The 14,115-nt window shown below is 69.2% G+C and carries 15 protein-coding genes; 8 read left to right on the forward strand and 7 right to left on the reverse strand.

All coding sequences use genetic code 11. From position 1 onward, the window contains the following. Window positions 1-17 precede the first annotated feature (17 nt). Window positions 18-392 (forward strand): DUF2237 family protein, encoded by a 375-nt coding sequence (locus tag AACG61_RS09565; protein ID WP_411836907.1) that lies wholly within the window; start codon window positions 18-20, stop codon window positions 390-392. 21 nt (window positions 393-413) lie between these two features. Here AACG61_RS09565 and trpB read toward each other — a convergent pair whose 3' ends face one another. Next, entirely contained in the window at window positions 414-1,640 is a 1,227-nt protein-coding gene (gene trpB / locus AACG61_RS09570; RefSeq protein ID WP_411836908.1) for a tryptophan synthase subunit beta, read from the reverse strand. Between the two features lie 250 nt (window positions 1,641-1,890). Between trpB and AACG61_RS09575 the strand changes: the two genes are divergently transcribed. The 6 genes from AACG61_RS09575 to AACG61_RS09600 all read left to right on the forward strand — a co-directional run bounded on the left by AACG61_RS09575 (window position 1,891) and on the right by AACG61_RS09600 (window position 6,884). Further along, entirely contained in the window at window positions 1,891-2,703 is an 813-nt protein-coding gene (locus AACG61_RS09575) for a MetQ/NlpA family ABC transporter substrate-binding protein (RefSeq protein WP_411836909.1), read from the forward strand. Then, the gene (locus AACG61_RS09580) at window positions 2,703-3,500 is read left to right on the forward strand and encodes a MetQ/NlpA family ABC transporter substrate-binding protein (RefSeq protein ID WP_411836910.1); all 798 of its coding nucleotides are present in this window, start codon (window positions 2,703-2,705) and stop codon (window positions 3,498-3,500) included. Before AACG61_RS09575 ends, AACG61_RS09580 begins: the two co-directional genes overlap by 1 nt. After that, the gene (locus AACG61_RS09585; RefSeq protein WP_411836911.1) at window positions 3,497-4,612 is read left to right on the forward strand and encodes a methionine ABC transporter ATP-binding protein; all 1,116 of its coding nucleotides are present in this window, start codon (window positions 3,497-3,499) and stop codon (window positions 4,610-4,612) included. Before AACG61_RS09580 ends, AACG61_RS09585 begins: the two co-directional genes overlap by 4 nt. Continuing rightward, window positions 4,590-5,246, forward strand: coding sequence for a methionine ABC transporter permease (locus tag AACG61_RS09590; protein ID WP_411836912.1), 657 nt, complete (start codon window positions 4,590-4,592; stop codon window positions 5,244-5,246). Before AACG61_RS09585 ends, AACG61_RS09590 begins: the two co-directional genes overlap by 23 nt. Before the next feature lie 91 nt (window positions 5,247-5,337). Next, window positions 5,338-6,096, forward strand: a complete 759-nt coding sequence (locus AACG61_RS09595; protein ID WP_411836913.1) for an IS5 family transposase — start codon at window positions 5,338-5,340, stop codon at window positions 6,094-6,096. Window positions 6,097-6,146: 50 nt separating this feature from the next. After that, complete coding sequence (locus AACG61_RS09600; protein ID WP_411836915.1) at window positions 6,147-6,884, forward strand: sulfite exporter TauE/SafE family protein; 738 nt, start codon at window positions 6,147-6,149, stop codon at window positions 6,882-6,884. Here the strand turns inward: AACG61_RS09600 and AACG61_RS09605 are convergent, their stop codons facing one another. The 6 genes from AACG61_RS09605 to AACG61_RS09630 are packed head-to-tail and all read right to left on the reverse strand — an operon-like array spanning window position 6,885 to window position 13,252. Then, window positions 6,885-8,270 carry an LLM class flavin-dependent oxidoreductase gene (locus tag AACG61_RS09605; RefSeq protein WP_411836916.1) on the reverse strand — a complete coding sequence of 462 codons (1,386 nt, stop codon included), beginning with the start codon at window positions 8,268-8,270 and terminating at the stop codon, window positions 6,885-6,887. Further along, complete coding sequence (locus AACG61_RS09610) at window positions 8,271-9,470, reverse strand: SfnB family sulfur acquisition oxidoreductase (protein WP_411836917.1); 1,200 nt, start codon at window positions 9,468-9,470, stop codon at window positions 8,271-8,273. 3 nt (window positions 9,471-9,473) lie between these two features. Continuing rightward, entirely contained in the window at window positions 9,474-10,682 is a 1,209-nt protein-coding gene (locus tag AACG61_RS09615) for an SfnB family sulfur acquisition oxidoreductase (protein ID WP_411836918.1), read from the reverse strand. Between the two features lie 9 nt (window positions 10,683-10,691). Further along, the gene (locus tag AACG61_RS09620; RefSeq protein WP_411836919.1) at window positions 10,692-11,444 is read right to left on the reverse strand and encodes an ABC transporter ATP-binding protein; all 753 of its coding nucleotides are present in this window, start codon (window positions 11,442-11,444) and stop codon (window positions 10,692-10,694) included. Between the two features lie 3 nt (window positions 11,445-11,447). Then, entirely contained in the window at window positions 11,448-12,269 is an 822-nt protein-coding gene (locus AACG61_RS09625) for an ABC transporter permease (protein WP_411836921.1), read from the reverse strand. A gap of 11 nt (window positions 12,270-12,280) precedes the next feature. Continuing rightward, window positions 12,281-13,252 carry an aliphatic sulfonate ABC transporter substrate-binding protein gene (locus tag AACG61_RS09630; protein ID WP_411836923.1) on the reverse strand — a complete coding sequence of 324 codons (972 nt, stop codon included), beginning with the start codon at window positions 13,250-13,252 and terminating at the stop codon, window positions 12,281-12,283. Between the two features lie 319 nt (window positions 13,253-13,571). On the opposite strand from AACG61_RS09630, the gene AACG61_RS09635 reads away from it, so the two are divergent. Further along, window positions 13,572-14,114: an NAD(P)H-dependent oxidoreductase gene (locus tag AACG61_RS09635; RefSeq protein ID WP_411836924.1), complete on the forward strand. Its 543-nt coding sequence runs from the start codon at window positions 13,572-13,574 to the stop codon at window positions 14,112-14,114. Window position 14,115 lies beyond the last annotated feature (1 nt).

The raw sequence follows: 14,115 nt of genomic DNA on the forward strand, positions 1-14,115 counted from the left end.
GCCGCAAAGGAGACCCCATGGAGCCTTCGATCAACGTTCTGGGCGGCGCGCTTCAGCCCTGCTCGACCGCGCCGGTGACCGGCTTCTTCCGCAACGGCTGCTGCGACACCGGGCCCGAGGATAGCGGCAGCCACACGGTCTGCGTCGTGCTGACCGACGAATTCCTGGCCATGTCGCGCTATCTGGGCAACGACCTGACGACGCCCCGCCCCGAATGGGGCTTTCCGGGGCTGAAGGCGGGGGACCGCTGGTGCCTCTGCGCCAGCCGCTTCCTGCAGGCCACGCAGGAATTCGCGGCCCCGAAGGTGGTGCTGGATGCGACCCATCGGCGCGCGCTGGACATCGTGCCGCTGGACCTCTTGCGCCGTCACGCGGTGGGCGCGGCGGACTGAAGGCCCGCCGCGACGCCGACCTCAGGTTTGGATGTCGAAGCCCAGGTGCTTGGCGACGGTGAAGATGTCCTTGTCGCCGCGACCGCACATGTTCATCACGATGATGTGGTCGGCGGGCAGGTCCGGCGCGATCTTGATGACATGGGCCAGCGCGTGGCTGGGCTCCAGCGCGGGAATGATACCCTCCTGCGCGCAGCACAGCTGGAAGGCGGCCAGCGCCTCGTCATCGGTGATGCTGACATATTCCGCGCGGCCGATATCCTTCAGCCAGGCATGCTCCGGCCCGATGCCCGGATAGTCCAGGCCCGCGCTGATCGAATGACCCTCCAGGATCTGGCCGTCATCGTCCTGCAGCAGATAGGTGCGGTTCCCGTGCAGCACGCCCGCGCGCCCGCCCGACAGGCTGGCGCAATGCTGCATGCGGTCGTCCACGCCCTTGCCGCCGGCCTCGACCCCGATGATGCGGACCTCCTTGTCGTTCAGGAACGGATAGAAGAGGCCCATCGCGTTTGACCCGCCGCCGATCGCCGCGACGATCGTGTCGGGCAGGCGCCCCTCGCGCGGCATAATCTGCTCGCGCACCTCCTTGCCGATGATCGACTGGAAATCGCGCACCATCGCCGGATAGGGATGCGGCCCCGCCACCGTGCCGATGCAGTAGAAGGTGTCGCGGACGTTGGTGACCCAATCGCGCAGCGCATCGTTCATCGCGTCCTTCAGCGTGCCGCGACCGCTGGTCACGGGCACGACCTCGGCGCCCAGCAGACGCATGCGGAAGACGTTGGGCGCCTGACGCTCGACGTCATGCGCGCCCATGTAGACCACGCATTTCAGCCCGAAGCGCGCGCAGACGGTGGCGGTCGCCACGCCGTGCTGGCCCGCGCCGGTCTCCGCGATGATGCGGGTCTTGCCCATGCGGATCGCCAGCAGGATTTGGCCTAGCACGTTGTTGATCTTGTGCGCGCCGGTATGGTTCAGCTCGTCGCGCTTCATGTAGATCTTGGCGCCGCCCAGATGCTGGGTCATGCGCTCCGCGAAATAGAGCGGGCTGGGACGGCCCACGTAATGCGTCCACAGGTCGTTCATCTGGTCCCAGAAGGCCGGATCGGTCTTGGCGCGTTCGTATTCCGCCTCCAGGTCCAGGATCAGCGGCATCAGCGTCTCGGAGACGAAGCGGCCGCCATAGATGCCGAAACGGCCCTGATCGTCGGGCCCGGAGGTGAAGCTGTTCAACAGGTCGTCGGCCATGGGATGCGCCTTTGGGTCAGGGTGGGGTTGCGGGCAGAACCCGGTCGGCCCCCGTTCTAGACCCGTTCCGCGGCGGATTGAAGCCCGTGCGTCGGCCCGCGGTCGAGAACGCCCGTCTCCGCGCCTCGCCCGGTGCGGCATGATTGTTCCCCGCCGCAGGCCAACAAGAGAATGGAGACCGGCGCCAAAACACGACAATCTAAGTCATGTTTTATGGCGCTCATGCCGCCGCTCAATGACGGAGATACCCATGCGTTCCTCACAGGCCATTCTGGCGACCCTGCTGGCGATGGGGCCCGGCACGGCGATGGCCCAGGACCTGACCATCGGCGTTGTGCCCGGCGCCTATGCCGATGCCGCCACCGTCGCCGCGACCGAGGCTGCCCGGCAAGGCCTGACCGTCGAGGTGGTCGAGTTCAGCGACTGGACCACGCCCAACATCGCGCTGGACGCGGGCGACATCGACGTGAACTTCTTCCAGCACCGCCCCTTCATGGAGAACACCGAGGCCGAGCGTGGCTTCGACCTCGAGCTGGTGGCGCCCGGCATCCTGCAGAACATCGGCCTGTTCTCGCTGCGCCACGACAGTTTCGACGCCATCCCCGAGGGCGGCACGGTGGCCATCGCCAACGATCCGGTGAACGAGGGCCGGGGCCTCCTGCTGCTGGAGCGCGCGGGCCTGATCACGCTGCGCGAGGGCGTGGGCTTTCTGGGCACGGTCGACGACATCGTCGACAATCCCAGGGACCTGCAGTTCTCGGAGGTCGAGGGGCCGCAGCTGGCGCGTGTGACGGGCGATGTGGACCTGGCGCAGGGCTATCCGCATTTCATCGTGGCCGCCGGGACCTTCGATCCGACCAGCGGGCTGATCTATTCCGGCATCGAGGATCTGCAGTTCAACGTGGGCTTCGTCACCCGCGCCGACCGCGCGGACGATCCGGACGTCGCGCGTTTCATCGAGATCTTCCAGACCTCGGACGCGGTGAAGCAGCAGATCCACGAGTCCTTCGCCGAAAGCGACCAGCTCTATCTGCTGGCTTGGGAACAGGAGCCGGCATCGTGATGCGCGCGACCCTTCTGTCCACGGCGCTCGGGCTGCTGACCGGCCCCGCGCTGGCGCAGGACCTGACCATCGGCACCGTCCCGGGCGCCTTCGGGGATTCCGCCGCGGTCGCCGCCGAAGAGGCGGCCCGCGAGGGGCTGGAGGTGCGGCTGATCGAGTTCAGCGACTGGACCACACCCAATGTCGCGCTGGATGCGGGCGACATCGACGCGAACTTCTTCCAGAACCCGGTCTTCATGGCCAATGCCGAAGCCGAAGGGGGCTGGGATTTCGAATTCGTCTATCCCGGCATCCTGGGCAATATCGGCCTCTATTCGCTGCGCCATGACAGCTTCGACCAGATCCCCGAGGGCGGCACCGTCGCGGTGGCCAGCGACCCGGTCAACCAGGGGCGCGGCCTGCTGCTGTTGCAGCGGGCCGGGCTGATCACGCTGCGCGAGGGCGTGGGCTATCTGGGCACGCTGGACGACATCACCGACAATCCGCGCGACCTGCAGTTCACCGAGGTCGAGGGGCCGCAGCTGGTGCAGGTCACGGGCGACGTCGATCTGGCGCAGGGCTATCCCTATTTCATCGTCGCGGCGGGCGCCTTCGATCCGGCCAGCGGGCTGATCTATACCGGCCCCGAGGACCTTCAGTTCAACGTGGGCTTCGTCACGCGCGCCGACCGCGCCGACAATCCGCAGCTGAAGCGCTTTGTCGAGATCTTCCAGTCGTCGCAGGCCGTGCGCGAGCAGATCCACCGCTCCTACGGGGAAAGCGACGATCTGTATATCCTGGCATGGGAGCATCTATGACCCGCGCCGTCACGATCACCGACCTGCGCGCCTCGGGCCATGTCGCGGCCCTGCCCGATACGGCGCGCGCCCATCCCGTCGCGGGCAGCGTCCGGTTCGAGGGGTTGGGCAAGACCTACCGCTCGGGCGGGGGCGATGTCCGGGCGCTGGACGGGATCGACCTGGACATCCGCCCCGGAGAGGTCTTCGGCATCATCGGGCGCTCGGGCGCGGGCAAGTCCAGCCTGATCCGCACCATCAACCGGCTGGAGCGTCCGACCTCGGGCCGGGTGCTGGTCGATGGCCGCGACATCGGCGATCTGTCCGAATCCGGGCTGGTCGCGCTGCGCCGCCGGATCGGGATGATCTTTCAGCATTTTAACCTGCTGGCCGCCAAGACGGTGCGCGAGAACGTGGCCCTGCCCCTGCGCGTGGCGGGCGTCCCGCGCGCCGAGATCGAGGCCCGCGTGGCCGAGGCGCTGGAACTGGTGGGCCTGGCGGACAAGGGCGACACCTATCCCTCGCGCCTGTCGGGCGGACAGAAGCAGCGCGTGGGCATCGCCCGCGCCCTGGTCAGCCGCCCCGAGATCCTGCTCTGCGACGAGGCGACCAGCGCGCTGGACCCCGAGACGACGCTGTCGATCCTGACGCTCCTGCGCGACATCAATGCGCGGCTTGGCCTGACGATCGTGCTGATCACCCACGAGATGGCCGTCATCCGCGAGATCTGCGACCGGGTGCTGGTGCTGGAGGCGGGCCGCATCGCCGAGACCGGCCCCGTCTGGCAGGTCTTCGGCGCGCCCCGCCACCCGGCGACGCAGGCCCTGCTGGCGCCGCTGCTGAAGAACCTGCCCGGCGATCTGGCGGCGCGGCTGCGCACCGACCGCCGCGGCCCGCGCGACGAGGTCATCCTGGAGCTGCGTTACGCGGGCATCACCCGGCCCGATCTGGGCGCGCTGTCGCAGGCATTGGGTTCGCGCGGCCGGCTGCTGACGGCCGACATCGACAGCATCCAGGGTCGTCAGGTCGGGCGGGTGCTGATCGCGGCGCCCGCCGATGCGGATCTGGCGCCGCTTGTCCATCTTGGCGATCACGGAAAGGTTCTGGGCCATGCTGACCCCGCAGATGATTGACCGCCTGTGGCAGGCGTTCCAGGACACGGCGCTGATGGTCGGCGTCTCCGCGGGTATCGCCGTGCTGGCGGGCATTCCGCTGGCGGTGTTCCTGGTCACATCCGGGTCGCAGGGCATCTTTCGCGCGCCGCGCCTGAACCGGATCGTGGGCACCATCGTGAACAGTTTTCGCGCGGTGCCCTTCATCGTGCTGCTGGTGGCGCTGATCCCGCTGACGCGGCTGCTGGCGGGCACCACCATCGGGGTCTGGGCGGCCATCGTGCCGCTGTCCATCTCGGCCACGCCCTTCTTCGCGCGCATCGCCGAGGTCTCGCTGCGCGAGATCGATCCCGGCCTGATCGAGGCCGCGCAATCCATCGGCTGCCGCCGCCGGCACATCGTCCGCCACGTCCTGCTGCCCGAGGCGCTGCCCGGCATCGTCGGCGGCTTCACCATCACGGTCGTGTCGATGATCGGCGCCTCGGCCATGGCGGGCGCGGTGGGCGCGGGGGGCCTGGGGGACGTCGCGATCCGCTATGGCTATCAGCGGTTCGACACGACGGTGATGCTGGCGGTGATCGCCATCCTGATCCTGCTGGTCTCGGCCGTGCAGATCGCGGGCGATGTCACGGTTCGGCGGCTGAAGGCCCGCTAAGGCTGGACGCGCCCCCGCGTCCGACCTAGGCTCCAGACCCATTGATTTCATGCTTTTCGCGTGATTCAGGCTCCTCAAGGAGACCTGATCGATGAGTAATCTTTACTGGCTGAGCGACGCCCAGATGGAGCGTCTGAAACCGTTCTTTCCCAAAAGCCATGGCAAGCCCCGCGTCGATGATCGCCGTGTCCTCAGCGGCATAATCTTCATCAATCGCAATGGGTTGCGGTGGTGTGACGCGCCGAAGGAATACGGCCCGGCCAAAACCCTCTACAACCGCTGGAAGCGCTGGAGCGACAACGGGGTTTTTGCCCGGATCATGGTCGGCCTTGCCGCCGAGAGCGCCGAGCACAAGACGATCATGATCGACGCGACCTATCTCCAAGGCACACCGCACGGCCTCAAGCCATGGGGTGAAAAAGGGGGGCGCGGGCGCCAGATCGGGCGCACCAAAGGCGGTATGAACACCAAGTTGCACGCTGTCGCCGATGCCAACGGGCGGCCGATCGGGTTCTTCATGTCGGCCGGCCAGGTCAGCGATTACACCGGCGCGGCGGCGCTGCTGGGCAGCCTGCCGAAGGCTGGGTGGCTTCTGGCCGACAGGGGCTACGACGCTGATTGGTTCAGAGACGCGTTGAAAGACAAGGGGATAAAGGTTTGCATCCCCGGACGGAAGTCCCGCAAGAAGGTCGTCAAATACGACAAGCGGCGTTACAAAAGGCGTAACCGCATCGAAATCATGTTCGGGCGTCTGAAGGACTGGAGGCGCGTCGCAACCCGTTATGACCGCTGCCCGGAAACGTTCTTCTCAGCTATTATGCTCGCCGCAACCGTCTTGTTCTGGCTGTGAAACTCAATGAGTCTGGAGCCTAAGCACGGCGGCGACAGCGGAGGCGGCCCATGTCCGACACCATCACGATGGCCCTGGGGTTCCTGGTCGTCGCCGCGCTTTATGCGGCGGTGGGCCAGGCCGGGGCCTCGGGCTATCTGGCGCTCATGGCGCTGACGGGAACCGCGGCCGGGACGATGAAGGTCACGGCGCTGGCGCTGAACACCGTGGTCGCGGGCATCGGGACATGGGTCTTTCTGCGCGCGGGCCGCCTGTCCTGGCGCAGCATCTGGCCCTTCGCGGCGCTCGGCTTTCCGTTCTCGATGCTGGGCGGCGCGATCCACCTGCCGGCGGAGGTCTATTTCCCCGCGGTGGGCGCGGTGCTGATCCTGTCGGCCCTGCAGATGGCACGCCGGGCCTTGGGCCGCGCGGACCCCCGCAGCCCGCCGCGCCATCCGCCCTTTCCGGCGGCGCTGCTGACCGGGGCGGGGATCGGGCTGGTCTCGGGGATGACGGGCACGGGGGGCGGCGTGTTCCTGGCCCCGGTGATCCTGATGATGGGATGGGCCAGCGCGCGCGACACGGCCTCCATCACCGCGGTCTACAACCTGGTCAATTCGGCGGCCGCACTGCTGGGCGCGTGGGCGATGTGGGACCGGCTGCCCGCCGCCATGCCGGTCTGGCTGGCGGCGGTGGTGCTGGGCGGCACGCTTGGCGCGGCCATCGGCGCGCGCCACCTGCCGGAACGCGCGCTGCGCCTGCTGCTGGCGGGACTGCTGTTCGTCAGCGGGCTGCGGATGCTGGCCTGATCATTCGGCCGCCTGAGCGACGCCGCCGGGGCGGAAGGCCGCGACCGCGTGATCGCCGGGCAGCCGGTCCCCCTGCCCCGTCAGCTTGTTGCGCCAGCTGCCCGGCGCATATTCCGTCTTGTAGCTGCCGCGGGTCTGCAGTTCGGGCACGACCAGCCGGGCGAAATCCTCATAGGTGCCGGGCGAGGCCAGCCGCGTCAGGTTGAACCCGTCCACGCCCGCCTCCCGCACCCAGGATTCCAGCTCGTCCGCGACCTGACCCGGCGTGCCCACCGCCAGCGGATAGCGCCCGCCAAGCGCCAGCTGCGCCAGCAGGTCGCGCTTGGTCCAGCCGCGGCTTTGCGCCAGAGCAGTGGCCGACTGGATCGCGTTGGTCGTACCGTAAGGGATCACGTCATCCAGCCCATAGGGCGCAAAGTCGATGCCGGTCGAGGCCGAGAAATGCGCAAGTCCCGCCTCGGCGCTGGCATGGTCGCGGTGCTCGGCCAGCTTGTCCTCGGCGCCCGACACGCTGTCATCGGTAACGACGTTCACGCCGATCAGCACCTTGACCGCATGGGGGTCGCGCCCCGCATCCGCCACCGCCTGCCGAAGCGCCGTCACGGCCTTCCTCGCCGCCGCCTTGTCGGGGGCCGAGATGAAGACGCATTCCGCGTGCCGCGCCGCAAAGCGCAGGCCGCGCCCCGAGCTGCCGGCCTGCAGCAGCACCGGCGTGCGCTGCGGCGAGGGTTCGGACAGGTGCGGCCCCTCGACCTTGTAGAACGGGCCGTCATGGCGGATCGTGCGGACCCGCGCCGGGTCGGCATAGACGCGCGCGGCCCGGTGGCGGATCACCGCATCGTCGTCCCAGGACCCCTCCCACAGCTTGTAGAGCACATCCAGATAGTCGTCCGCCTGATCGTATCGCAGGTCGTGATTGGTCTGCCCGGCCTGCCCCAGGGCCCGCGCCGCGCTGTCCAGATATCCGGTGACGATGTTCCAGCCGATCCGCCCCTCGGTCAGGTGGTCCAGCGTCGACATGCGCCGGGCAAAGGTATAAGGCGCCTCCTGGTTCACGTTCACGGTGACGCCGAAGCCCAGATGCGTCGTGACCGCCGCCATGGCGGAGATCAGCATCATCGGGTCGTTCACCGGCAGCTGCACGGATTCGCGCAGCGTCACGTCAAGCCCGTTCCCATAGACGTCGTAGGTCCCGATGATGTCGGCCAGGAACAGCCCGTCGAACAGCCCCGCCTCCAGCGTGCGGGCCAGGTCGGTCCAGTGCGACAGCCGGGTATAGTCCGAGGACCGGTCGCGCGGATGGGTCCATTGCCCGTGGTTGATATGGCCCACGCAGTTCATGTTGAAGGCGTTGACAATGATGTGGCGGCCGAGCGGCGTGGTCATTCAGATGGCTCCGTGTCGGGGCGGGTTGACGCCGTTCAGGCGGTGGTTGCCGATGGCGTGATACTTCCAGCGCACCGGATCGTGCAGCGTGTGGACGCGGACATTGCGCCAGTAGCGGTCCAGATTGTCCGCCCCCGACGTGGCGGAGGTGCCCGTCAGCTCGAACAGCTTGTTCGCGGCCAGCAGCCCCGCCGTGGTGGTCAGCGCCCGCGCCGCGGCCACCGCCAGCGAGGCGTCGGCCACGGTGCGCTCGGTCGGATCGGCCTGCGCCGCGTCCAGCGCGCGCCCCGCGCGCTCCAGCAGCGCCTCGGCCGCGCGCAGGCGGACCGAGACCTCGCCCACGCCCGCGATGGTCAGCGGGTCCTGATCGGCGCGCTGCACGCCCGCGTCGATCCAGGGGCGTGCGCGGTCGCGGATGAAGGCCGTCATCTGCGCGAAGGCCCCCTGCCCGATCCCCAGGTCGATGGCCGCATGCATGATCTGGGCATGCGGGCCGATGGGGGTGGCGCGCTCGAAGCTGTCCTGGAACGGCACCACCCATTCGGGGCGGATCGCCACATCGTCGAAGGTGACCGAGCCGGAGCCGGTCACGCGCTGCCCGAAGCCGTCCCAATCGTCGGTGATGCGGACGCCGGGCGCATCGCGCGGCACGAAGACCATCTGCTGGCGGTCGTCGTCATCCACCGACAGGGTCGGGATCCAATGGGCATAGATCGCCCCGGTGCAGTAGAACTTGGCACCGTTCAGCCGCAGTCCATCCGCGCGGCGCAGCCGGGTGCGGCGCTTGAAGTCCTTGGCGCCGATCTCGGCCACGGCATTGCCGAAGCGGTGGCCGGTCAGGGCCAGGCGGTGAAAGAACCGCCGCTGATCCGCGCTGCCGCCGCTGCGGACGATCTGCAGCGCGTAGAAATGGTTCTGCGGGATCTGCGCCAGCGACCCGTCCGCGGCCGCGATGATCGCGATGACCCGTGCCAGGGTGACAGCCGAGACGTCCGCCCCGCCATCCTCGCGCGGAACGGTGATCCCCCAGAGACCCGAGGCGGAATAGCGGCGCAGTTCCTGCCACGGCAGGATGCGGTCGCGGTCCCGGTCAGAGGCCCCGGGGGCGAATTCGGCGGCCAGACGGTGCGCGACGGCGATGGCCTCGGCATCGTCGGCGATCACATGGGGCAGGTCGGGCGGCGGGGCGATGTCGGTCATGGCTCAGTTCCACTGATGGCGTGCGGGGGCGGTTCCGTTCAGATGCCAGTTGCCCAGCAGGTGATGCTTCCACCGCACCGGGTCGTGCAGCGTGTGGACGCGCGCATTGCGCCAGTGCCGCCCCAGATTGGGACCGGCACGGACGGACGACGTGCCCGCCAGCTCGAACAGCTTCTCGGTCGCGGCCAGGGCGATCTCGGTGGTCAGGATCTTGGCCTCGGCCACGGCGACCGAGGCGCGGGCGCTGTCCTCGGCCGTCACCGGCGCGGCGGCCAGGGCGTCCACCAGCGACGCGGCCTGGTGCAGCACCTCGCGCGCGGCCCAGAGGTCGATCTGCAGCCGCCCCACATCCGCGATGATGTAGGGGTCGTCCTGCGCGCGGGCCGCGCCGCTGTCGACCCAGGGGCGCGACTTGTCGCGGACGAAGGTCACGGCATCGTCCAGCGCGGCGATGGCGATGCCGCTGTCGATGGCGGCCTGGATCAGCTGCGATGTCGGTCCCGACAGGCCCGGCACGTCGGCGCGCTGCCAGACCGGGATGATCTGGTCGTCAGCCACGGCCACGTCGTCGAAGATCACCGTGCCCGACGCGGTGGTCCGCTGGCCGAAGCTGTCCCAGTCATCGACCACCGTCACCCCCGGCGCGTCGCGGGGCACCCAGACCTGGACCGGGCGGCCCTGGTCGTCATTGGCCCGGGTGGGAATCCAATGGGCAAAGATCGCCCCCGTCGAATAGAACCGCCGCCCCGTCAGACGCAGCCCCTCCGCGGTGCGGTGGAGGCCGGTGCGGTTGTGGGTGATGATCCGGCGGCCCTTCTCGGGGCCGGCATTGCCGATGCGCTGCCCGGCCAGCACGTCGCCGAACCAGCGGCGCTTCTGTTCGGGGCTGCCCGCCTCGGCCAGAAGCTGGATCACCCCGAAATGGTTCTGCGGGACCTGACCGGCGGAACTGTCGGCGGCGCAGAGGATCTCGAACACCTCGACCAGCGTGCGCCGCCCCAGGCCCGGCCCGCCATAGACGCGCGGCACCGTGATCGCGCCCAGGCCGCTGTCGCTGAAGGCCGCCATCTCGGCATAAGGCAGGATGCGATCCGCGTCGCGCGCGGCGGCCTTGGGCGCCCAGTCCGCGGCCAGCCGCCGGGCAGCGGCGATCGCGTCCTCATGCGTGGTGATGGCGGCGGCCTTTGGCGGGGTCTTGTCGTGATGGGTCATGGCGTCCTCTCAGGCCGGGGCCGGGGCCGGGATGGGAAGGGTGCGGTCCAGCACGCCCATGACCTCGCGGCGCAGCGCCTCGAAGGCCGGGGCCGTGCGGTCGCGCGGGCGGGGCAGGCCGATTGCGATGTCGGCCTCGATCCGGCCGGGGTCGGGGCGCATCACCACCACCCGGTCGGCCAGCAGCAGTGCCTCGTCCACGTCATGGGTGACGATGACCAGCGTCGGGCGCGGATCGACCGAGGCCCAGACCTGCAGCAGGTGCCGCTGCAGATCCAGCCGGGTGAAGGCGTCCAGCGCCGAGAAGGGCTCATCCAGCAGCAGGACCTCGGGGCGGGTCACCAGCGCGCGGGCGATGGCCACCCGCTGCGCCTGCCCGCCCGACAGCTGGCGCGGCCAGACTCCCGCCTTGTCGGCCAGACCCACCCGGGCCAGCACCTCCGCCGCCTGCCGCGCGCGATCCGCACCGCCGGACAGGCCGAAGCCCACGTTCTGCGCCACCGTCAGCCAGGGAAACAGACGCGGCTCCTGAAAGACGATGCCGATCCTGGGGTGCGGACCGGTGACCGTCACGCCATCGATGGCGACCTGTCCCTGGCTGGGCTGATCCAGCCCGGCGACGATACGCAGCAGGGTGGATTTGCCGCAGCCCGAGCCGCCGACGATGGCGACGACCTCGCCCTCGGCCACGCTCAGGTCGATCCCCTGCAGGGCGCGGGTGCCGCCGGGATAGGTCTTGGACAGATGTCGGATGGCAAGCATGATCTACTCCTGACGGCGCGAGGCTGCGAAGCTGTCCTGCCAGCGCAGGAAGGGCGCGGTGGCCACGGCCAGCAGCGTGTCGGTGGCCTTGCCCAGCACCGCGAAGGCGATGATCGCGGCGACGATCTGGGCGGGCTTGCCCAGCTGCTGGCCGTCGATCAGCAGATAGCCCAGCCCCGCCGAGGCCCCCATGAACTCGGCCGCCACGACGAACATCCAGCCCAGGCCCAGCCCGGCGCGCAGCGCAGTGACATAGGCCGGCAGGATCGCGGGCAGCAGGATGCGCCGCACCATCGCGGGACCCGACAGGCGAAAGACGCGCCCGACCTCGACGATCTTGCGGTCCACGCCGCGGATGGCCTCCATCACGCCCAGATAGACGGGAAAGAACACGCCGACCGCGATCAGGGCGATCTTGGGCGCCTCGAAGATGCCGAACCACAGGATGAACAGCGGCACCCACGCGATGGACGGGATCGCGCGCAGCGCCTGCAGCGTCGGGTCCAGAAGCCGCGACAGCAGCCGCGAATAGCCGGTCACCGCGCCCAGGGCGGTGCCCGCCGCGACCCCCGCCGCAAAGCCCAGGGCCACGCGCGTCAGCGTGGCCTGCGCATGATGCGCCAGATCGCCGCGCAGCCACAGATCGGCCAGCGTCGCCCAGATGACCGAGGGCGGCGGCAGCAGCCGCCCGCTGTTCAAGCCAAGCGCCACCACCCCCTCCCAGACCAGCGCCAGGCCCAGGGGCAGCAGCAGGCCCAGAAGCGGTTTCAGCGTCACCACCGGGGCGCGTGCGGGCCGCGGGGCATCGGTCAGGGTCTCGACCATCCGGACCTCCGTCATGACGCGGCGGGCAGGCGGTCGTCGATCAGCGCGTCGACGGTGCCGGCCACGTCCACGGCGGCGTCGATCACGCCCGCGCCCTGCAGCGCCAGGCCCGCCGCCAGGATCGTGTCGCGCTGCGCCTGACCCAGGCGGGGCTGGCTCAGGTCGGTGCGCTGGTCCAACTGGATGGCGATGACCTCGGGGGAGAGGCCTGTCGCAGCGACGGTGACCGCCTTCAGGTCGTCGGGGTTGTCCAGCGCGTGCCGGCGGGCGCGCTCATAGACGGACAGGACACGGGCCACGACCTCCGGCTGTTCGGCCAGGAAGGCGTCGCGGGTGTTCAGGATGCCATAGGTGTTGGCCGCCGGATTGCGGAAGAACAGCTGCGCGCCATCCTCGATCTCGGCCGCGGCCATCATCGGGTCCAGCCCGGCCCAGGCATCGACATCGCCCCGGATCAGGGCCGTCTTGCCATCGGCATGCTGCAGCAGGACGGCGGTGATGTCGCGCTCGGACAGGCCCTGATCGGCCAGGGCGCGCAGCAGGAAGATATGCGCATCGGTTCCGCGCGTCACCGCCACGCTGCGCCCGGCCAGGTCGGCCACGCCGGTGATGCCGGTATCGGCCCGCGTCACCAGCGCCGTCCATTCCGGCTTGGAATAGCTGTAGACCGAGGTGATCGGATTGCCGTTGATCTTCGCCACCAGCGCCGCCGATCCGGCGGTCGAGCCGAAGTCGATCGCGCTGGCGTTCAGGAATTCCAGCGCCTTGTTCGAGCCTGCCGACTGGACCCAGGTGATCGCGGTGCCGTCGGCGGCGAACTCCTCCTCCAGCCAGCCCTTGTCCCTGAGCAGCATCGAGACCGGGTTGTAGGTCGCCCAATCCATCCGCAGCTCGCGCAGCCCCTGCGCGCGCAGCAGGGAGGGTGCCGCCAGCGTCGCCGCAGCGGCGGCGGCGGCGGTCCGAAGAAGGTCGCGTCTGTTCATCTGAGCCATCATCATCACCCGGGATCATTTTATGTCGATAAAGGTGCTCGTGTTTTCGCGATGATGCAATCCGCCCGCCATTCTCAATTCACCCGCGTCCGGAGATGCCTGATCTCTGCGGCACCCTGCGTGGGAGAATGCCGTTCTCCGTCCGATCCGGGAGCCGGGCGCGGGTCGGTGCGCCGGGAGAAAATCCATGCTGCCGCCATGGCCCTTGGCGATCATCGCCTTCTCTTCGCCCTGCGCGCTTTGGAATGGGCAATGTGCCCGGCCGGGGCCTAGGATACACGACAAAGGAAATCGTCTTTAGGAGACCGCCATGCCCTCCCCCAGATTCGCAGCCTTCGCCGGGTCCTGGAGCCAGCCCTCAAAGAGCCGCGCGCTGGTCACGCAGGCGGCCGATGCGGCCGTCGCGCGGTTCGGCGGCACGGCCGAGGTGTTCGACATCGCCGATCTGGGTGCGGATTTCGGCCTGGCGAGCGTTCCCGGCCATGCGCCGGCGCTGGACCGCCACCTCCGCGCCTTCACCGAGGCCGATGCGATCATCGTCGCAAGCCCCGTCTACAAGGGCAGCTACACCGGTCTCTTCAAGCATTTCATCGACCTGATCGCGCCCGAGGCCCTGGCCGGCAAGCCCGTCCTTCTGGCCGCCACCGGCGGCGGGCACCGCCACGCCCTGATCATCGAGCATCAGCTGCGCCCGCTGTTCGGCTTCTTCGAGGCGCATGTGCTGGGAACCGGCATCTATGCCTCCTCCGGCGACTTCGCGGACGGGCGGCTGGTCGATGCGGACGTGCTGGCCCGGCTGGATCGCGGCGTCGCCCAGTTCGGCGCCTATCTGCCCACCGCCAAAGCCGCCTGAG

Source organism: Paracoccus sp. ME4, from assembly GCF_046736325.1.
GTDB lineage: Bacteria > Pseudomonadota > Alphaproteobacteria > Rhodobacterales > Rhodobacteraceae > Paracoccus.

What these genes read in the sequence shown, in the direction of transcription:
- AACG61_RS09625 (WP_411836921.1), bottom strand. Translation starts at nt 12,269, where the DNA reads ATGGTCGAGACCCTGACCGATGCCCCGCGGCCCGCACGCGCCCCGGTG.
- AACG61_RS09575 (WP_411836909.1), top strand. Translation starts at nt 1,891, where the DNA reads ATGCGTTCCTCACAGGCCATTCTGGCGACCCTGCTGGCGATGGGGCCC.
- AACG61_RS09615 (WP_411836918.1), bottom strand. Translation starts at nt 10,682, where the DNA reads ATGACCCATCACGACAAGACCCCGCCAAAGGCCGCCGCCATCACCACG.
- AACG61_RS09630 (WP_411836923.1), bottom strand. Translation starts at nt 13,252, where the DNA reads ATGAACAGACGCGACCTTCTTCGGACCGCCGCCGCCGCCGCTGCGGCG.
- AACG61_RS09635 (WP_411836924.1), top strand. Translation starts at nt 13,572, where the DNA reads ATGCCCTCCCCCAGATTCGCAGCCTTCGCCGGGTCCTGGAGCCAGCCC.
- AACG61_RS09585 (WP_411836911.1), top strand. Translation starts at nt 3,497, where the DNA reads ATGACCCGCGCCGTCACGATCACCGACCTGCGCGCCTCGGGCCATGTC.
- AACG61_RS09565 (WP_411836907.1), top strand. Translation starts at nt 18, where the DNA reads ATGGAGCCTTCGATCAACGTTCTGGGCGGCGCGCTTCAGCCCTGCTCG.
- AACG61_RS09580 (WP_411836910.1), top strand. Translation starts at nt 2,703, where the DNA reads ATGCGCGCGACCCTTCTGTCCACGGCGCTCGGGCTGCTGACCGGCCCC.
- AACG61_RS09600 (WP_411836915.1), top strand. Translation starts at nt 6,147, where the DNA reads ATGTCCGACACCATCACGATGGCCCTGGGGTTCCTGGTCGTCGCCGCG.
- AACG61_RS09620 (WP_411836919.1), bottom strand. Translation starts at nt 11,444, where the DNA reads ATGCTTGCCATCCGACATCTGTCCAAGACCTATCCCGGCGGCACCCGC.
- AACG61_RS09590 (WP_411836912.1), top strand. Translation starts at nt 4,590, where the DNA reads ATGCTGACCCCGCAGATGATTGACCGCCTGTGGCAGGCGTTCCAGGAC.
- AACG61_RS09610 (WP_411836917.1), bottom strand. Translation starts at nt 9,470, where the DNA reads ATGACCGACATCGCCCCGCCGCCCGACCTGCCCCATGTGATCGCCGAC.
- trpB (WP_411836908.1), bottom strand. Translation starts at nt 1,640, where the DNA reads ATGGCCGACGACCTGTTGAACAGCTTCACCTCCGGGCCCGACGATCAG.
- AACG61_RS09605 (WP_411836916.1), bottom strand. Translation starts at nt 8,270, where the DNA reads ATGACCACGCCGCTCGGCCGCCACATCATTGTCAACGCCTTCAACATG.
- AACG61_RS09595 (WP_411836913.1), top strand. Translation starts at nt 5,338, where the DNA reads ATGAGTAATCTTTACTGGCTGAGCGACGCCCAGATGGAGCGTCTGAAA.